This is a genomic window from Nocardia sp. NPDC057663 (genome assembly GCF_042799895.1).
Lineage (GTDB): Bacteria > Actinomycetota > Actinomycetes > Mycobacteriales > Mycobacteriaceae > Nocardia.
Genome location: NZ_JBHVHX010000008.1, coordinates 50,676 through 68,160 on the forward strand (window position 1 = coordinate 50,676; position 17,485 = coordinate 68,160).

Sequence of the window (17,485 nt, forward strand, 5' to 3'; positions counted from 1 at the left end):
GGTACGCACTTCCGGGATAGCGAACAGGCAGAGGGAAGGGACAGTCGTGCCGATCACACGCAGGCCGGGCGCGTACGCATGCGGGCTCGACGCGACACTGTCGGTACTCAACGGCAAGTGGAAGATGATGATCCTGTGGCCGCTGAGTGAACGGCCCCACCGCTTCGGCGAATTGCGCCGTCAGGTGAAGGGCGTCACCGAGAAGGTCCTCACCACGCAACTGCGCGAATTGGAGGCCGACGGGATCGTCCATCGCGCGGTGTACAACGAGGTGCCGCCCCGTGTCGAGTACTCCCTGACGCCGCTGGGCGAACTACTCAACAGCGCCCTGCTCCCCTTGGAAGCGTGGGGCCGCGAACACCTCATGGGTGACGAGGTCGTACCGTCCGGTCACCACTAGTGTGTCGCGGTCGGCGATGTGCGGTCACACCAACGTCGGATCGCCGCCGGAAACCGTCACGGATCGACGGTCGACGAACCACATGCCTTCCGGGTCCCACACGTAGACCTCGCATTCGAGGTCTCGACCGGGATCGGCTGTGAGCGTCACCTGGATTCGCTCCCGCCCGGCCTCGACGATCGGCTGGTCGAAGGCGCCGGCGGGACCGACGCCCGCGACCCTGTCCTTCGTGATCCGGCTCGTCGGCTATAGCGCACGTCCCGTCGGCGGAATTCTGTTCGGCCACTTCGGCTACCGCAGTCGGGCGCAAGAGCATGCTCGTGATCAGGGCCGTCAGCGGATCAGTCGGGCTCGTCCAGCATGGGGCAGGGGGGTCGGTACTCGATGGTCGGCGACACCCACTCGTCCCATTCGGCTCGGGTCATGTTGGCGGTGAGTTTGTCGCAGAGTTCCTCGCTCCACATGCCGGGGCCAGGCCACAGCATCCATCCGTCCGCTCCGCGGGACACGATGTGGCTTCCATCGGCGGTGAAAGTCAGACTGAACACGACATCTGTGTGGCCGACCATCGGATTACCGACCGGCCGACCGGTCTGGACTTCGCGCAGCTGCAGTCCCGATGTGCTTGTGTCGGCGGAAACGACGTAGGTGCCGTCGGGGCTGAACGCGACTGCACCGATACGGGTCCCGCCCTCGGTGTCGATCCACGGTTCGCCGACCGACTGCCCGGTAGCCACATCGTGCAGGCGCAGCGCCTTGGTCGTGCTGACCAGTATGTGTTGGCCGTCCGGGCTGATCGCGGCGCCGGCGATCGGGGCTCCGTCGTCCCGTTCCAGGAGGTCGGAGAGACGGCCACCCTGGCCGATGAAGGGTGGGCCGGCGGGGTCCCCGGTGTCGGTGTCCCAAACCCGGACAGCGGAGGGCGTCATATCGGGTGAGTCGAAGACATTGCCGGTCTCCTCAACCCTGCGGGGGTCGCCGGGGGCGAAATGCGCCGGCGCCACGGTGATCAGCCGGTGCCCGTCGGCGCTGAATCCGACGCTGGAGACGAAGTCTTCATCGCCGCGCAGCGCCGTGGTCCGGGCTGGGCTGGTCGACGTGTCCCAAAGCCAGGGGTAGGAGTCGAGGACGAGGGAAGCGAGACGACGCCCGTCCGGGCTGAAGAACAGCCCTCGGATCGTCTTGGTGGGTCCGGTCAGGTGGCTGCCGTCGGGCTCACCCGTCTGCGCATCCCAGATGTGGACCGTATTGGCGATGCCGTCGGCGGAGGCGATGGCCTGCCCATCCGGTCGCCAGGCCAGGGCGGAGACCTGCCCGACGTGGCCGGTCGAAATCGTGCGTATGAGCTCGCCGGTGTCGATCCGCCACAACGCGATGTCGGATTGGTTGTCCACGTCAGGTGTCGCGGCGATGCGCCCGTCAGGACTGACCGCCACGGCCCCGACAAGGGCGAGGCCTGGCAGTCGTGTCCCGACCCATCGGGAGGGCTCGGCTGCCCACACGTGGATCGTGTTGTCGCCGGTGCTGATGATCCGGGTGCCGTCGCCGCTGTAGGCCAGCTGGCCGACCGGCTGCGTGTGACCGGCCAGGGGTGGCCCGACCGCCACCCCGGTGTCGGCGTCGCGCACGCGGATCTTGCCGTCGGAGCCCCCGATAGCGACGCGCCGCCCGTCCGGGCTGAACGCCAATTCGTAAGCCCCATAACCGAATTCGGTCAGCCCGTCAACGACTGGCCTGCCCGAGTCGGCGTCGGTGATGCGCAGCTGCGCCACGTCCGTGAGGGGCGTACGGGCTCCGTCGGCTGCGGGCGCCGCACCGTTCGGGTCGCTGCCGATCAGATAGCTTATCGACGCGATGCGCCGGCCGTCGGGGCTGAAGTCCACATCGATGACCGAGCCCTTATGCGAGGGCAGCGGCGGGTCCACCGGCTGCCGACTGTCGACATGCCACAGTCGCATCACCCCGTCTACTCCGCCCGTGGCCAGCCGGGACCCGTCCGGGCTGAATGCGACCGCCGATACCCAGCCGTCGTGTCCGCGGATCGGCTCGCCCATCTGCTCACCCGTTGCGACCTTCCACAGCTGGGCCGTGCCATCACGGTTCCCCCTGGCGAGCAGGGCGCCATCGGGGCTCAACGCCAAACTTGACATGGGGTCGCCGCTACCCGTCAGCACGTGCACAACCGCGCCGGTGTTCGCGTCCCAAATGCGCACGGACTTGTCCTCTGCGGCCGAGGCGATCCAGCGCCCGTCTCTGCTGTAGCCGACGCTCGTAGCCTTTTCCGGGTGCCCCGTCAGCGGATCTCCTACAGGGTCACCGGATTCGAGATCCCACCTGCGGATGAGGCCGTCGTCGCCGGCCGAAAGGATCTGGCGGCCATCGGGACTGATCGCGATGCCGTTGATATCCGATGGTGCCGTGATGATCTTCATCAAACGCCGCGTATCGATCAACGTGTTCAGTAGGGCATCCGGATCCGATCCGGGTGCCAAGGTCTCGGCTGCGAGCATTTGCTGTATCGCGCGCCGGTCACCGCCCAACCGGGTGCCGCCGAGCATCGCGCGTGACTGCCCGACGAGCTTGGCCGCGATCGCCTCCTGGGCTTGTTGGCGGGCCTGCTGCTCGGCGGATCGTGCTCGGTTGAGGCTGATGACGGCGACGGCCGCAACCAGGACAATCACGGCGAGCAGCGCCGCCAGTACCTGTGAACGCCGCCGCAGCGTGCGTGCGTGCGCTTCCGCCTCCAGTTTGTCCTCTTCCAGTTTGCGATTTGTGCGACGGCGCGACGCGAGCAGGAACTCGCGGGCGGGGTCGAGGCGCGCCCCGAATCCCGGCTGTGCACTTAATGTTTCGGCCCGGACCAGCCGCGCACCGTCGAGCAGCCAGTCGTCGTGGCGGCCGCACCGCTCCCACGCGACGACAGCCCGCTCGACCGCGTCGGCGTCACGCAGGTCCGACGCTTCGGCCCGTAACCAGCCCGCCAGCTCGTCCCACTGGTGCAGCAGACTCTCCAAAGCCGCCTCGACGACGATCCGGCCGTCGCGCTCTCCCTTGACCAGCAGCCGCCGACCGACGAAAGCGTTCAACAGCGCGTGACTGTGCTCGGGCAGGTCGGCCCATTGCGCGATACGGCGCATCGGTCGATCGGTGTCCGAATTCACCGTCGCCAGCCAGGGGATGAAGGCGTCATGCAATCGGTCGAGCTGCTCGGAGCGCTCTGCCGGATCCGCCGACAGCAGGTTGTCGATTTCGTTCTGCACAACTCGGCGCATGCCGCCCATCGCCTCATAGCGGTCGACGGTGACGGCATCCTCGCCGCCGGCATAGTCCTCATAGAGCCGCGACAGGGTCAGTGCCAATAGCGGCAACGTGTCGGCACCGCCGGACGCATCCTGGGCGAGTCGGTCGACGAGCTCCGGAGCCAGGTCGAACCTGGATCCAGACTCCGCTGCACGCCGGGCGGGCCCGCAGATGACCTCTGTGAACTGAGCCTGCGGCATCGCCTTCAATCGGTCGAACAGGTGACTCTGCACGGCCGACAACTGCGGCGCGGTCTGCAGCGGCTCATACCGATCCGAGCGAATCGTGGCGACCACGATCATGTCCGGCCCGGTCGAATCGTCGTCGCTCGACAGCCGCCCGAGCAGCTCCAGAAACGCCGGCCCCTCTTCCCCCGCGTCGGCACCGAACAATTCCTCGGCCTGGTCGAGCGGCAGTACCAGTGTCGGCGGCGTCGCGGACACCGGCGCATCCAACAACCGGTTACGCGCGGCCACGGCCGCCTCGGCCAGCCAGGCCCGGACCATGCCGTCGTCGGAGATCGCGCTCTTGATCTCCCCCAGGCTCGGCTCGACCAGACCGACCTCCTTGCGGAGGTCATGGATCGAGCGGGCCAGACCGGTCTCACCGGTCAGCGTATGACGTTGCGGGCGCACCACGGTCATCGTCAAGAACCGTCGGTCGTCGCGGCGCAGGCGGGGCAACAGGCCGGCCCGCAGAAACGACGACTTCCCAACCCCCGACGGCCCGAGGATGACGAACATCCGCTCGCGGCCCGCGACACGCATCTCACGAAGTTCGTCCAGCGCACGCACGATCTGCGAGTCCCGTCCGAAATAGACTGCGGCATCGACCGATTCGAGCGGTTGCCAACCCCGATACGGCGAGCGGTCCGGGTCGTCGGGCGGCGGCCACGCGAAGCTGTCGGCGCCGATCCCCACCGCCCGCAGCCCCGCCAGCAGCCGATGCAACCCGTCGACCTGCAGGCGCACCGGCTGCTCGTCACCGTCGACGACGACCTCTGCCGCAGGGCCGTCCCCGAACAGGTCGCAGCTCTGCCACGCGCGGGTCACGTCCTTTTCGTGGAACGCTTCGATCCGTGCACAGAAGATCGGTTTGTGCATGCCCTCAGCCTGGCGATATTCGGCGTGACACTCCGCAGAGGTCGCCCAGCTGCTCGACAGCAGGCAAATCACCGCCTCGCAGCGCGCGTTCACCTGCCACAGTGCTTCCGTCCACAGCTTTCCCGTACGGATACCGGTCTCGGGATCCAGATCGAGGTAAATCTCGCCGGCCAACCCCGGCTCTGCCTGCTCGAGCCAGCGCTTCAACGCAATCGCGTGGCGATTGTCCCGACACGAATGACTCAGGAAGACGCGCGACATCTGATCACACAGCCCACGAACAGCGTGCGGTGTTGAGTCGCGATGAGCCCACGAGCCACATCGTCAACCCCGCGGTCGCGTCTGGCTTTCCGACGCGCCAATGGTGCGACCATGTTGCCTCCCTGCGGAACGAAGGAACGTGATGCTGGCAGTGACTCCCATTTTGAGCCGCCGCACCGGCCCGGTGAACGAGTAGCCCCATACTTGTTTTCCGGGAACCGTCATCAGGGCCGACGTCCCCAACAGCAGATATAGCGCTGCCCAGCCCCGAAGAGCGCCACTGTCGGACAGCCGTTTGACCTGCGCGTTTAGGTCGAAATCGCAGCTGAACGGTGAAATGGTGCCCTTGAAGAATCGAACCTCATGCCAGATAGGTGTCGTGGAACGCTTCGCGCACGGTGGCCGCGCCGTGTCGATCCCGCTGCGCTATCCCGCCCACGATCTCCGAAACCCGCCAGTAGTGCGACGGGACCAATCGGCCGCTGGTGACCACGCCCAGCGCTACATTCGCAGCCTCATCGGGTTTGCCGGCGGCGACCAGCGCGAGGCCCAGGTCCAGGTTCGCCATCGCGACCCGGCGCGGTCGGACGCATGCCGCGCGCTGGAGGTCGGCCACGACATTGCGCGCGTAGACCTCGGCCGCCGGGTCGCCGAGCCAGGACAACGTGGTGGCGACGTAGGTATCGGCCTTCGACGGGTCGTAGCGAAAGTGATGCTCCGGCCGGTCGGGGGTGCGCAGACCGGACACCAGACGCGCGACGTTGCGCAGGGCTCCGTATGTACCCGCGCTGTCCCCGATTCGTGCCAGCGCGCGGCCCTGCTGCGCGGTCGCTTGGATGTAGACCGAGCTGTCGGCCGGGGCGATATCGCGCGCCGCCTGTGACAACTCGGCCGCTTCGGCGAACTCCCGATTGATGAGGTGCTGCCAGGCCCGTGTCTCCAGCGTCCAGGCCGATATCCCTGGGTGCTCGGACTCTTCGGCGATGTCGCGGGCAGCGCGCAGACGGGTAGCGGCGGCCGGGAGTTCGTCCAGGTCGATGTGGCACGTTCCGGCCAGCAGCGAGAGCCACCCGGCAGTGACCAGAAGGCGGCGGTGCTGGACCAGTGTCATCTTCCCGTCCAGCAAGCGCGCGGTGTAGCCGAGATGCTGACGAATACCGACCAGCAGATCGGCGGGCGCGGTGGTGGAGTAGGCCGACGCCAGGTCATCCACGGCCATCTCCAGCCGGTCCAAGGTATCCCCGCCGACATCGGACGCGGCTACCCGTTGTATCCATTCGGCCCCGGCGCGTTCCCCGTCGACCGGTTCGCCGAGTGCGGCGGTGTAGGCGGCGGCGACCTCGGCCGGTACCGGACGCTTGCCAGACTCGATGAGCGACAGATACGCGGGCGAGTAGTGCGTCATCCGGGCGATTTCGCGCAGCCCTACCCCGGCCGCCTCACGCGCGGCTCTCAGCTGTGCGCCCGGTTCCATCGCGGTGATCCTTCGGCTCGGTGAGCTGTGAACACTCTGTCAACACCGTAGGCCTGTGACCACCAATAACGCACGCCTAGCGTTGATTTCAGCCCCACCGCCGGGCCGATGCCCGGGGGCGATCCTCGGCACATCGGGCGCGGTGAGCTGCGCAGACGATGGCGAAAGCTCTCCGGCGGTGGGCGCATTCACCGAACGACCACAGGGGGACCGATGAGCGACGCAATCAAACCTCGGCTCGATGAGCTGACCGAGCGGGCCGCAATGCGGTCTTTGGCGATCCGCCGCGCACCGGAACCGCCGTACGGGTGGGAGCTGTACAGCCCGTTCCGGGTCGTCTGCCATGGGCCGCTAGACAACCTGGCCGCGTGGCTGACCGCCGCCGAACAGCGCGACGGGCACGAGCAACCGGAGGACCTGACCGGCGCGAGGGCGGACGGGTGACCACGCTCGGGTTCGTCATCGCGATCGGCCTGCCGTTGGCCGTCCTGGTCGGCGTCGTGTTCTGGCCGACTCAGGTACCGCCCGATCGCACGGTCGAGGAGATTCGGCGACGGGTGGAGGCGGAGACCGAACGGAATCGAGTTCGCCGCCGATCTTAGGGCGGAGCAAAAAACGCTGTGAACCAGCGTCGATAATGTGCCCTCGGCAGGATTCGAACCTGCGACACCCGCTTTAGGAGAGCGGTGCTCTATCCCCTGAGCTACGAAGGCGGGGCCGGTCGGCTACCGGAACCGGCTATACATGGCCCGGTTCGACCGTGCTGAGTATAGCGTGCGCCGTCCGTAGCGTAGTCATCCTGGGGACCTCGTGTGCGGGCGGTGGATCGCGCGGGCCTGGACGGCGGGGGTTGCTCCAGCACTACAGGCATTCTGCGGCGGCTGGGGCGACACGCTGATCTGAAACGGGTGTGGGCCCATGGGGTGTGGGTGCGGTGTCCTAGCGTTCCGGGTGGCTTCCGCCCGCCTCTTCGGGCATTCGTTCACGCAATGACTTTCTGCCTTCTCCCGAGGAGTACGTGGTCATGGTTGTGGGGTTCTGCTCGTGTCGGTCCGTGGTGCTCGTGCTGGCCGCGGCGGCGTGTCTCGGGGCGTTGGCGTGCTCGGTCGACGGTGGGTTGGTCGATCCGGATTCGACGCTGTCGCAACGACACGGCGCCGATCGGGAGCCCGCCGCGCGCACCGCCGAGCTCGACGGCGCGAGCGCGGACACGCAGGAGACCATGCTGGCGTTCTACCGATCCGTTTGCTCCTTACAGACCCGGTATCGCGCCGATCTCGAAGCTGCCGAACGCGATTCCGGTGCGCTCACCCCGGTGCAGTACCGCGATACGGCGGCGACGATTCTCGGTACCCGTGCCGCCGCGGCCGGGAGTGCGCGCGATTCCGCGCATCGATTGCCGATCCCGAACCTGTTCCGCGACGAATGGCTTACCGCACAGGGCGAATTGATCGGTCTCTTCGACCGGCTCCAGCAGGCGGATTCGTCACGTGCCACCGAGATGGCCGCGGTCGATCTCGCCGACACCGAACGGCTACGGGCCGTCGCGAGGGATCTGCTCGCCGCTTCGGCGCAGCAGATCGAGAACGAGAATCCGCGCGTCCGCGTCGTCGCGCAGGGCCTGCCCACGTCCAAGCAGGTCCGGCGCGGTGCCGCGGAGCTGGCTGAATGCCGGATGCCGAGCTGACGATCGGACTGATGTCCCATCGGGTTGGCGATGTGGGCTGTCCGCTGGCAACTACGAGAAGGAAAGGAGTGCGATGCGCAGAGCCCGGTACGTTTGCGGTGGTGTGCTGGCGGGCCTGATGTTCGCGATGCTGTCGGTGGCGGGCGTTGCCGCCGCGGATGACGCCATCCCGGTCGATCACGCTCTGTTCGTGGTGCCGGGTGTCGTCGACCCGGTGTTGCCGGTCGACGCGCCTACGCAGTTCGACGCGCCTGCGGAGTTCGATGCGCCGATTACCGCCGACCCGTATTCGGAATACACAGCGCCAGTGCAGGAGCCGTCGCTTCCCCTGCCACCGGTCGAGCCGATCCTGTCACTGGTCGATCTCGGTCCGATGCTGGAGCGGATCGGCCTGAATCCGCGCGGGCCCGCCCTACCTGCCCCCGATCGCCGGTTGGTCGATGAGGCGTTGGGGGTGGTCGTGCCCAGTGTTCAGCAGTTGTTGCCCGGCGATCTCGGCGCGGGCGTGCTGGCCGGGCTCACCGGCCTGGCCACAGTGTTCGGCCCGGCCACGGTGCCGGTCGACTCGCCGGACATCTCGCCGCCGGCAGCGCCGCTCGACGCGGGCCCGCGGCACCTCGATGCCGCATCGACCGCTATCGCATTGCCTGCCGTCGAATCCGTCGACCTCGCGATCCCCGCTGTCGCGGGCCCGGCAGCCGAGAGCGCGGTGCCGGCTCTGCTGATCGCGGAGTCCGGGGTCCGCCCGATCCTGTTACTGCCGCTGATCATCCTGGGCGTGGTGCTCGCGGGCCTGTCCGCACCGATCATCCGGCGCCGCCGATCAGGGTTCCTCCGCACACGAGGCCGCCCGGCAGCAGGCCGCCGCACACCAGGGCGCCGGACAGCAGGGTGGGGTCCGGCAGCTGCCGGCCGTTACGCGGGATGGGATCCAGCAGCGAGCCACCGCGCAGCCGGATGTCCGGCTGCGGGGAGCCGCGCAGATTGGGGCCCGGCAGGAGTTGGTCCGGCTGCAGTCCACGCAGCAGGGCGTCCAGCTGCAAGGGACTCGGCAGGAGTTGGTCCGGCTGCGGTCCACGCAGCAGGGGGTCCGGCTGCAAGGGACTCGGCAGGAGTGGGTCCGGCTGCGGTCCACGCAGCAGGGGGTCCGGCAGCAAGGGACCCGGCAGCAGGCCTCCGGGTGGCGAAGTGCCGGGTAACGGAGTGCCGGACTACGGAGGGTCCGGCAGCCGGGTGCCGGGCAACTGGGCGCCGATGGCACCGCCTACGACCAGAAATGTTCCGGACCGGATCGGCACGCCGACCCGGATGCGGCGGAGTCGCTGCGCGAGGTGATCCATGGCTGCTCGCCGAGCGCAGAGCAGGTCGCTCCCCACCGAGCATCCGTTACGGGCCGGATCAGAAGGCGTCGAATCCGCCGCCGCTGTCGAACCCGTCGTGCCCACCCTCGAACCCACTGTCGGAGTTGCCCCAGCCCCCTGAATCCTGACCCGGGTCGTACCCCGGATCCTGGCCGATCTCGCCCTGGTCCCCGTGGTCGAGCGCCGCCTCACCGGTGCCGTCCTCGAACGCCTGGGCGTCGTAGCCGACTCCGGACATCCCGGCGAACAACGACGTGAACAACAGAGCCGCACCGGCGCCCCAGGCGCCGGCTATCAGCGCGGGCTTCCACCACGGCTCCGAATACCACCCCGCGGGAACCGGTCGTCCGGCCACGCGACCACCGGGGTGGTAATTAGGCGTGCCCGGAGACGGGGCGGGGGAGGCGGTGATGCGGCGGCCGTTGTGCTCGACGACCCGCAGCTCGTCGACGTGTCCCGCGATGTCCTGACCGTCGAGGGTGGGCACCGGCGGGCCCGGGTCCATCTGCATCGCGGTGCGTGCCGCGCGGATGTAGTAGAGCCCCTCCACCGCCGTCTGCTTGGCCAAACGGGCGTGGACGGGCGAGTTCGCCCTGTCCATCTGACCGCCCGCGGCGTTGTAGCGTTCGGACGCGTCGGCCAGGGCCTGCCTGGCCGCTTCGTTGCGCGGCGACAGGTGGTACACCTGACCGCCGAGCCGTTCGATCGTCACCCTGGCATCGGCCTGGGCTTCTTCGAGTTCACGCGCGTTCCGCTTGTTCTGCTCGGCGCGCAGATACAGCAGCGCCACCACGCACACGACGACAATCGCTATCAGCCACCACAGCATCGCGCACCTCTTTCGCCTGAGGTCTCGAGACGCCGTCCAGTTTACTGGCCGGTTGCCCTGGCGGGCTGAGGCTGCTTGATCAGCGAGTTGCGGGATAGCTCACCCGGCGAGATGGCGGGCGATGACCAGGCGCTGGATCTGATTGGTGCCCTCGAAGATCTGCATGACCTTGGCCTCGCGCATGTAGCGCTCGACCGGGAAGTCCTGGGTGTAGCCGTAGCCGCCGAAGACCTGCACGGCGTCGGTGGTCACCTTCATCGCGGCATCGGTGGCGACCAGCTTGGCGACACTGGCCTGCCGCGAATAGGGCAGTCCGGCATCGCGGCGGCGGGCGGCGTCGAGGTAGGTGGCGCGGGCGGTGTCGACCGCGGCGGCCATGTCGGCGAGCACGAAGCCAAGGCCCTGGTGGTCGATGATCTTGCGGCCGAACGCCTCTCGCTCCTTGGCGTAGGCGACGGCCTCGTCGAGCGCGCGCTGCGCGACACCGGTGGCGACGGCGGCGATGCCGAGGCGGCCCGCGTCCAGCGCGCTGAACGCGATCGACAGGCCCTGTCCCTCGTCGCCGATGCGGCGCTCGGTGGGCAGGAAGGCGTCGTCGTAGGCGGCGGTGGTGGTGGGGATGCCGCGCAGGCCCATCTTCTCCTCGGGCTTGCCGAAGCTCAGGCCCGCGGTGTCGGCGGGGACCAGGAAGCAGGAGATGCCGCGCGAGCCCTCGCCGGTGCGGGCGAACAGGGTGTAGAAGTCGGCGCGGCCGCCGTTGGTGATCCACGCCTTGGTGCCGTTGAGCTGGTAGCCGCCGTCGACGGGGGTGGCCCGGCAGCGCAACGCGGCCGCGTCGGATCCGGCGTGCGCCTCGGAAAGGCTGTAGGCGCCGATGGTTTCGCCGGACAGCATGCCCGACAGCCACCGCTGCTTCTGCTCGTCGGTGCCGTAGGTGAACAGTGGATGGCAGGACAGGCCGTGCACACTCACCGCGACCGCGACGGCGGCCCAGCGGCTCGCCAGTTCCTCCAGCACCTGCAGGTACACCTCGTAGGGCTGCGCGCCGCCGCCGAACTCCTCCGGGTACGGCAGGCTCAGCAGCCCGGCCGCGCCGAGTGCGGGGAAGACGCCATCGGGGAAGACGCCGGTCTTCTCGCTCTCGGCGACCCGCGGCTCGAGCACCTTGTCGGCGATGTCGCGGGTCAGTTCGATCAGCTCGCGCGCCTCGTCGGTGGGCAGCATCCGGTCAACAGCCATGCTCGACACAGTACGTCCAGCACTGAATTGCGTGCAAGGCAGCACGGAATTTTCTAGGCCTATACTGGGTCGATGCCCGCGCTGCCACCGAACAAGCATCAGGAGAAGAGTCTGCGAACGCGGACGCTGCTGCTCGACGCCGCGATCGAGAGCCTGGCCGAGGCCGGCTACGCGGGCGCGTCGATCGCCGACATCACGGCCAGGGCCGGGGTCACCCGCGGCGCGCAACTGCACCAGTTCCACACCCGCGGTGAACTGTTCGCCCAGACAATCGGTCACCTCACCGAGCGTCAGCGAGAAGCTATGCAGCGCAAGGCCAGAACCCTGCCCAAGGGCACGTCGGCGGGCGCGGTGCTGGTGGAACTGGTCACCGCGACGTTCGCGGGCCAGCTCGGCCGCGCCTCGGTGGAGCTCTACGTCGGCATCGCCAACGATCCGCCGCTGCGCCGCGAGATGCTGCGCGTCCAGCACGATCTGACTGTCGAACTGCTCGACCGCTGTGCCGGGCTGATCGACGCCGGCATCGCGCGCGAACGGCTGGAGAGCGCCTTCTGGCTCACCATCAACCTGGTCCGCGGCGCGACCCTCGACGAGATGGTCGGCCGTGACCGGGTCCGCCGCAAACAGGTGCTGGCCGACTGGACCGCGCTGGCCGACCTCGCCTTGCGCTGACCGAGCCATGTCGGCGCGGTGCCTTATTATCCGCGCATGGACGCAGATAGCCGACCAGCGCGCGCACCACTGGCCGAAGACCAGGTCGGCCTGGTGGTCGAGGTGTTCCGCATGCTGGCCGACTCGACCCGGGTCCAGGTGCTGTGGGCGCTGGCCGACCGTGAATTGTCGGTGAACGAATTGGCCACCGCGGTCGGCAAGCCGGGGCCGTCGGTGTCGCAGCATCTGGCCAAGCTGCGGATGGCACGGCTGGTGCGGACCCGCCGCGAGGGCACCACGATCTACTACAGCCTGGAGAACGACCACGTCCGCAGGCTGGTCGTCGACGCCGTACAGAATGCCGAGCACGCGGGGCCCGGTGTGCCCGCGCACCATCGCGGGCCCGGCGCCGAGCCGCCGCATCGGCCGCAAGAGGGCTGACGCTGAACACGCTGTTCACCAGGAAAAGTTGCACTGAGAAACAATTGCCGCTTTGTCTCTTTTCGGTAGCATCCGGTGTGACGTGGCTCATGCCGCGCCGGGACCGAAGGAGTTATCGATGCTGAGCACCATGCAGGACGACCAGCTGTCGCTGGCCAAGCTGCTCAACTATGCCGCCACCTTCCAGGGCAATTCGACCGTGTCCACCTGGACCGGCGACGGGGTGCGCACCATGACCTACCGCGAGCTCGGCGCCGACGCCGCCCGGTTGGCCAACGCGCTGCGCGGACTCGGCATCGCAGAGGGTGACCGCGTCGGCACCTTCATGTGGAACAACAACGAGCACATGGTGGCCTACATCGCGGTGCCCGCGATGGGCTCGGTCCTGCACGCGCTCAACATCCGGCTGTTCCCGGAGCAGCTGGTCTTCGTCGCCAACCACGCCGAGGACCAGGTCGTCCTCGTCGACGGCACGCTGGTGCCGCTGTTCGCGCAGTACCTGCCGAACCTGAAGACGGTCAAGCATGTGATCGTCGTCAACGGTGACGCGTCCGCGCTGACCGCGCCCGAGGGCGTGACGGTGCACTCCTACCGCGAGCTGCTCGACAGCCAGTCCGCCGACTTCGACTTCCCGGTCGTCGACGAGCGATCCGCTGCCGCAATGTGTTACACCTCCGGCACCACCGGCGACCCGAAGGGCGTCGTCTACTCGCATCGCTCCAACTGGCTGCACGCCATGCAGGTGAATCAGCCCAACGGCATGGGTTTCCAGGGCTCGGACTACGTGCTCGCGATCGTGCCGCTGTTCCACGCCAACGCGTGGGGCCTGCCGTACGCGGCGCTGATGTCGGGCGCGAACATCCTGATGCCGGACCGCTTCCTGCAGCCGGGCCCGCTGCTGGAGATGATGGCCGCCGAGAAGCCGACCTTCGCCGCCGCCGTGCCGACCATCTGGGGCGGCGTGCTCGCGGGTCTGGCCGCGCAGCCGCAGGACATCTCGCACCTGCGCACCGCCGTCGTCGGTGGCTCCGCGGTGCCACCGTCGATGATGCGCGCGTTCGAGGAGAAGCACGGCGTGCGCATCCTGCACGCGTGGGGGATGACCGAGACCTCCCCGCTGGGCAGCGTCGCGCACGCGCCCGCCGGTGCCGAGGGCGAGGAGGCCTGGGCCTACCGCTACACCCAGGGCCGCTTCCCGGCCAATGTCGAGGCCCGGCTCGTCGGTGACGACGGCAAGGTCGTCCCCAACGACGGCGAGTCGCTCGGCGAGCTCGAGGTCCGCGGCGCCTGGATCACCGGCTCCTACTACTCGCCGACCGGCGCCGAGATCGACCCGGACAAGTTCGACGACGGCTGGCTGCGCACCGGCGACGTCGGCAAGATCAGCACCGACGGCTACCTCACCCTGGTCGACCGCTCCAAGGACGTCATCAAGTCCGGTGGCGAGTGGATCTCCTCGGTGGACCTGGAGAACGCCGTGATGGGCCACCCGTCGGTCGCCGAGGCCGCCGTGATCGGTGTGCCGGACGAAAAATGGGACGAGCGCCCGCTGGTCGCCATCGTGCTGACCGAAGGCGCCGCCACCGAGGCCGCCGAGCTGCGTGACTTCCTGGCCGACAAGTTTGCCAAGTGGCAGCTGCCGGAGCGCTGGACCTTCATCGCCGAGGTGCCCAAGACCAGCGTCGGCAAGTTCGACAAGAAGCGCCTGCGCGCCCAGTACGCCGAGGGCGAGCTGGAAGTGACGACGCTGGGCTGATTCCGGCGGATAACGACGGCGGGCGTGGAATTGCTTCCACGCCCGCCGTTTTCATTCAGTTGTCTGGTTCTGTTGTCGGATCCTGTTGTGTGATGCAGTTGTCGATATTCAATTGTCGAGGAGAAACGCTGGTGCTCAGCAGTTCCGGAGTTCCGGGCTCTGGTTGAGGAGCTGGGCCCGCGGGCTGATGTAGCGGGTGTAGGTCTCGCCGCCGACCGCCGAGAGCGGGAAGGCCGCGACCCGGTGGCAGTTCTGGAACGCGAGTTTCACGCCGAAGTGCCGTTCCAGCCCGCCGCGGATGGCGTCGGAGGCCAGGGCGCGCAGGAGCTGTCCGCGGGCCACCTCGTCCGGCGGCGGCACCCGGTTGTCGGCGTATTCCTCGGTGCCTGCCCGCAGGTCACCGGCTACCCGGCTCACCACTTCCCAGGCGTACGGCAGTGATGTGCGGACGCATTCGACGAATTCTGCGTCATCGATATCGCCCTGTTCGGCGCGCTCGAGCAGTGCTGCGGGAACATCGAGGGACATGGCGCTCTCCTCCTGCTTGGTGGTGGTCGGCGGGGTGCGATGCCCTTCGAGTCTAAACGAAATTCGTTGTCAACAACACTGGATTCACTCTGAAAGCGCTTTCCGGAGTGCGCTTTTCGCGTCGGCGTACAGGCCTTCGATCAGTTCGCCTACCGGTAGCTCGGTGGTCAGCGAATGCGCTTGCCCCGCCCACAGATTCACATCGTCGGGGTTGCCGGCGGAGCGGCCCGCGGCACGCAACGGCGCGGTGGCGTAATGAATTTCGGGGTAGGCGGCGGGGGCGGTCGCGGTGTGCTCGGTGAGAAAACGGTTGCGGATTCCGCGCGCACGTCGTCCGGTGAACGCGCGTGTCAGCATGGTCGGTTCCGCCGACCCGACCGCGCCGCGGTGCACGGCGTTCGTCCCGGCCTCCGGGCAGCGCAGCAGCGCGGTGCCGAGCTGCGCGGCGGCCGCGCCCGCGGCGAGCACGCCTGCCAGAGCGGCGCCGGTGGCGATGCCGCCCGCGGCGATGATCGGGCGATCGGTGACGGCGGTGAGCAGCTGGATCAGGGTCAGCAGGCCGGGCGGGTCGACGATGTCGTCGGCCGGATCGTCGAGGAAGCTCGCCCGGTGCCCGCCCGCCTCGGCGCCCTGCGCGATGAGGGCGTCGGCCCCGGCGTCGATCGCGATCAGCGCCTCGGCGGGCGAGGTGACCGTCACCCACACCTCCGTGCCGACCGCGTGCAGCCGGTCGACCTCGACGGCGGTGGGACAGCCGAAGGTCGTCGACACCACCGCGACCGGGTCGGCCACCAGCAGATCGAGCTTGTCGGCCCAGCCGTCGGTGTCGTGTTTGGGGCTACCGAGCGGGAAATCGGCGCCCAGCTCGGCGAGGTAGGCGGCGTAGCTCGCCGGCTCGGCGACCGGGCCGGGCGCGAACAGGTTCATGCCGAACGGGGCGGTGGTCGCGGCCCTGGTCGCCGCGATCTGGTCGGCCATCGCGTCCGCGGAGAGGTAGCCGGCGGCCAATTGACCTAACCCGCCCGCGTCCGAGACGGCGACCACCAACTCCGGGGTGGACGGGCCGCCTGCCATGGGCGCGGCGACGATGGGGACACGCAAACTCTCGATCACCATGTCCCGAGTCTGTCCCGTCGGCGCCCGAACGCGGAGCCGTGGCGGCGTGTGTGACCCGCTCGGCAACGGGATCGTTACTGTGTGACATGTCTCCCACCTGCGAGTTCTAGATCGAAGGTTGCGGAATGGTCACGACAGAGTAGAGTTCCCGTCACAACGGATGCCGAACCGTTACACACAGTTCGGTAGCGGGAACCGCCCAGGCGGATTCCGGGCCGGTCGGAAGCCGGTTTCGTATTCCTTGTTGTCGGACGCTAGGACGAAACTTTGTCGCAGCACCGTGTGGGCCCCGAATCCATCTCCGTCAAGACCCTGCTGGGTGACGGAGGCGCCGGGCGTCCGAGCCGGCACCGCGCCGAGCCGTCGCGTACCGATCGGGTGCGGGTCGCCGCCAGCGCCGCGGTCGCCGCGGGCGCCCTGGTCGGCACCGCCGCCTCGATCGCCCCGGCGATCTCCTACGCGGCCCCGCTGCTGCCGACGCACAACGACGACGTCGAGGAATCCGTCGTCTCCGATTCCGCTCGCGAAGCCGCCGAGGTCAGCCTGGTCGCCGCCAAGCAGGTCGCCGCGCCCGCCGAGGCCGCCGAGGTCAGCCTGGTCGCCGCGCCGATCGCCGCCCCCGTCGCCGCGCCGTTCGGCATCGGCAACCTACCGCCCGAGATCGCAGGCCCGCTCGCCCAGGTCGAGGACATCATCCAGGGCATCCAGCACCAGGTCGCGCCGCCGCAGGCCGCCCGCCCGGTCGCCGGCCCGATCAGCTCCGGCTACGGCGCCCGCTGGGGCGCCATGCACTACGGCCTGGATTTCGCCGACACGCTCGGCGCCCCGATCCACTCCGTGTCCAGCGGCACCGTGATCGAGGCGGGCCCGGCCTCGGGCTTCGGCCTGTGGGTCCGGGTGCTCCAGGACGACGGCACCACCGCCGTCTACGGCCACGTCAACGAGATGCTCGTCAGCCAGGGCCAGCGGGTGAACGCGGGCGACGTCATCGCGACCGTCGGCAACCGCGGCCAGTCCACCGGTCCGCACCTGCACCTCGAGATCTGGGATCAGGGCGGCGGCAAGATGGATCCCCTGCCGTACCTCGCGTCCAAGGGTGTTCCGATGGAGTGGGGCCCCTCCTCGCACTGAGTATTCGAGTGCGGATTCGTCCGCGAAAGCCAAGTGACGGTGGTTCGCTATGAGCCCCGTCACTTTGCTGTGTGATCCGGCAACACCGCTTGCCGCTGCGCCGATACTCCTCGAGGCCCGTAGTACCGGGGGCCCGGGAATCATGGGCTGTCGGCGCGACATTCGGACGGTATGTAGCGCTCGATATGATGGCTCGATCTGCACGGGG

At 68.5% G+C, this 17,485-nt stretch carries 16 protein-coding genes and 1 tRNA gene; 8 read left to right on the forward strand and 9 right to left on the reverse strand.

Annotated features, from left to right (window positions below; all coding sequences use genetic code 11):
* Positions 1-46: 46 nt before the first annotated feature.
* Positions 47-400, forward strand: coding sequence for a winged helix-turn-helix transcriptional regulator (locus ACFVAV_RS19190; RefSeq protein WP_379036304.1), 354 nt, complete (start codon positions 47-49; stop codon positions 398-400).
* 24 nt (positions 401-424) lie between these two features.
* Here the strand turns inward: ACFVAV_RS19190 and ACFVAV_RS19195 are convergent, their stop codons facing one another.
* From ACFVAV_RS19195 to ACFVAV_RS19205, 3 genes are all read right to left on the reverse strand, one after another.
* A complete protein-coding gene (locus ACFVAV_RS19195) occupies positions 425-550 on the reverse strand; it encodes a hypothetical protein (RefSeq protein WP_379036305.1) in 126 nt (41 codons plus the stop codon).
* A 191-nt stretch (positions 551-741) separates the two neighbouring features.
* Positions 742-5,064, reverse strand: coding sequence for a TIR domain-containing protein (locus ACFVAV_RS19200; protein WP_379036306.1), 4,323 nt, complete (start codon positions 5,062-5,064; stop codon positions 742-744).
* Positions 5,065-5,425: 361 nt separating this feature from the next.
* On the reverse strand, positions 5,426-6,538 hold the full coding sequence (locus ACFVAV_RS19205) for a helix-turn-helix domain-containing protein (protein WP_379036307.1): 1,113 nt from the start codon (positions 6,536-6,538) through the stop codon (positions 5,426-5,428).
* A gap of 213 nt (positions 6,539-6,751) precedes the next feature.
* Here ACFVAV_RS19205 and ACFVAV_RS19210 point away from each other — a divergent pair, with 213 nt between their 5' ends.
* Together ACFVAV_RS19210 and ACFVAV_RS19215 are read left to right on the forward strand one after the other, a co-directional pair.
* Complete coding sequence (locus ACFVAV_RS19210) at positions 6,752-6,982, forward strand: hypothetical protein (RefSeq protein WP_379036308.1); 231 nt, start codon at positions 6,752-6,754, stop codon at positions 6,980-6,982.
* The gene (locus tag ACFVAV_RS19215; protein ID WP_379036309.1) at positions 6,979-7,140 is read left to right on the forward strand and encodes a hypothetical protein; all 162 of its coding nucleotides are present in this window, start codon (positions 6,979-6,981) and stop codon (positions 7,138-7,140) included. Before ACFVAV_RS19210 ends, ACFVAV_RS19215 begins: the two co-directional genes overlap by 4 nt.
* Before the next feature lie 38 nt (positions 7,141-7,178).
* Here ACFVAV_RS19215 and ACFVAV_RS19220 read toward each other — a convergent pair.
* Positions 7,179-7,251, reverse strand: a tRNA-Arg gene (locus ACFVAV_RS19220).
* 311 nt (positions 7,252-7,562) lie between these two features.
* Between ACFVAV_RS19220 and ACFVAV_RS19225 the strand changes: the two genes are divergently transcribed.
* Entirely contained in the window at positions 7,563-8,225 is a 663-nt protein-coding gene (locus tag ACFVAV_RS19225) for a hypothetical protein (protein WP_379036311.1), read from the forward strand.
* Positions 8,226-9,031: 806 nt separating this feature from the next.
* Here the strand turns inward: ACFVAV_RS19225 and ACFVAV_RS19230 are convergent.
* The 3 genes from ACFVAV_RS19230 to ACFVAV_RS19240 form a co-directional block, all read right to left on the reverse strand.
* Positions 9,032-9,325 (reverse strand): hypothetical protein, encoded by a 294-nt coding sequence (locus ACFVAV_RS19230; RefSeq protein WP_379036312.1) that lies wholly within the window; start codon positions 9,323-9,325, stop codon positions 9,032-9,034.
* Between the two features lie 298 nt (positions 9,326-9,623).
* Complete coding sequence (locus ACFVAV_RS19235) at positions 9,624-10,415, reverse strand: DUF1542 domain-containing protein (RefSeq protein WP_379036313.1); 792 nt, start codon at positions 10,413-10,415, stop codon at positions 9,624-9,626.
* A gap of 99 nt (positions 10,416-10,514) precedes the next feature.
* The gene (locus ACFVAV_RS19240; RefSeq protein WP_379036315.1) at positions 10,515-11,654 is read right to left on the reverse strand and encodes an acyl-CoA dehydrogenase family protein; all 1,140 of its coding nucleotides are present in this window, start codon (positions 11,652-11,654) and stop codon (positions 10,515-10,517) included.
* Between the two features lie 72 nt (positions 11,655-11,726).
* Between ACFVAV_RS19240 and ACFVAV_RS19245 the strand changes: the two genes are divergently transcribed.
* The 3 genes from ACFVAV_RS19245 to ACFVAV_RS19255 all read left to right on the forward strand — a co-directional run bounded on the left by ACFVAV_RS19245 (position 11,727) and on the right by ACFVAV_RS19255 (position 14,502).
* A complete protein-coding gene (locus ACFVAV_RS19245; protein WP_379036316.1) occupies positions 11,727-12,326 on the forward strand; it encodes a TetR/AcrR family transcriptional regulator in 600 nt (199 codons plus the stop codon).
* Between the two features lie 36 nt (positions 12,327-12,362).
* The gene (locus ACFVAV_RS19250) at positions 12,363-12,746 is read left to right on the forward strand and encodes an ArsR/SmtB family transcription factor (RefSeq protein ID WP_379036318.1); all 384 of its coding nucleotides are present in this window, start codon (positions 12,363-12,365) and stop codon (positions 12,744-12,746) included.
* A gap of 118 nt (positions 12,747-12,864) precedes the next feature.
* Positions 12,865-14,502 (forward strand): long-chain fatty acid--CoA ligase, encoded by a 1,638-nt coding sequence (locus ACFVAV_RS19255; protein ID WP_379036319.1) that lies wholly within the window; start codon positions 12,865-12,867, stop codon positions 14,500-14,502.
* Positions 14,503-14,637: 135 nt separating this feature from the next.
* On the opposite strand, the gene ACFVAV_RS19260 is transcribed toward ACFVAV_RS19255, so the two are convergent.
* Together ACFVAV_RS19260 and ACFVAV_RS19265 are read right to left on the reverse strand one after the other, a co-directional pair.
* Complete coding sequence (locus ACFVAV_RS19260; protein ID WP_379036320.1) at positions 14,638-15,030, reverse strand: SCO5389 family protein; 393 nt, start codon at positions 15,028-15,030, stop codon at positions 14,638-14,640.
* A gap of 84 nt (positions 15,031-15,114) precedes the next feature.
* Positions 15,115-16,146 carry a nitronate monooxygenase gene (locus tag ACFVAV_RS19265; RefSeq protein ID WP_379036321.1) on the reverse strand — a complete coding sequence of 344 codons (1,032 nt, stop codon included), beginning with the start codon at positions 16,144-16,146 and terminating at the stop codon, positions 15,115-15,117.
* A gap of 267 nt (positions 16,147-16,413) precedes the next feature.
* Between ACFVAV_RS19265 and ACFVAV_RS19270 the strand changes: the two genes are divergently transcribed.
* The gene (locus ACFVAV_RS19270; protein WP_379036322.1) at positions 16,414-17,277 is read left to right on the forward strand and encodes a M23 family metallopeptidase; all 864 of its coding nucleotides are present in this window, start codon (positions 16,414-16,416) and stop codon (positions 17,275-17,277) included.
* Positions 17,278-17,485 lie beyond the last annotated feature (208 nt).

Excerpts from the sequence above, each read along its gene's own strand:
- ACFVAV_RS19200 (WP_379036306.1), bottom strand. The coding sequence starts at position 5,064 with ATGTCGCGCGTCTTCCTGAGTCATTCGTGTCGGGACAATCGCCACGCG.
- ACFVAV_RS19205 (WP_379036307.1), bottom strand. The coding sequence starts at position 6,538 with ATGGAACCGGGCGCACAGCTGAGAGCCGCGCGTGAGGCGGCCGGGGTA.
- ACFVAV_RS19210 (WP_379036308.1), top strand. The coding sequence starts at position 6,752 with ATGAGCGACGCAATCAAACCTCGGCTCGATGAGCTGACCGAGCGGGCC.
- ACFVAV_RS19225 (WP_379036311.1), top strand. The coding sequence starts at position 7,563 with ATGGTTGTGGGGTTCTGCTCGTGTCGGTCCGTGGTGCTCGTGCTGGCC.
- ACFVAV_RS19235 (WP_379036313.1), bottom strand. The coding sequence starts at position 10,415 with ATGCTGTGGTGGCTGATAGCGATTGTCGTCGTGTGCGTGGTGGCGCTG.
- ACFVAV_RS19240 (WP_379036315.1), bottom strand. The coding sequence starts at position 11,654 with ATGGCTGTTGACCGGATGCTGCCCACCGACGAGGCGCGCGAGCTGATC.
- ACFVAV_RS19245 (WP_379036316.1), top strand. The coding sequence starts at position 11,727 with ATGCCCGCGCTGCCACCGAACAAGCATCAGGAGAAGAGTCTGCGAACG.
- ACFVAV_RS19250 (WP_379036318.1), top strand. The coding sequence starts at position 12,363 with ATGGACGCAGATAGCCGACCAGCGCGCGCACCACTGGCCGAAGACCAG.
- ACFVAV_RS19255 (WP_379036319.1), top strand. The coding sequence starts at position 12,865 with ATGCTGAGCACCATGCAGGACGACCAGCTGTCGCTGGCCAAGCTGCTC.
- ACFVAV_RS19260 (WP_379036320.1), bottom strand. The coding sequence starts at position 15,030 with ATGTCCCTCGATGTTCCCGCAGCACTGCTCGAGCGCGCCGAACAGGGC.
- ACFVAV_RS19265 (WP_379036321.1), bottom strand. The coding sequence starts at position 16,146 with ATGGTGATCGAGAGTTTGCGTGTCCCCATCGTCGCCGCGCCCATGGCA.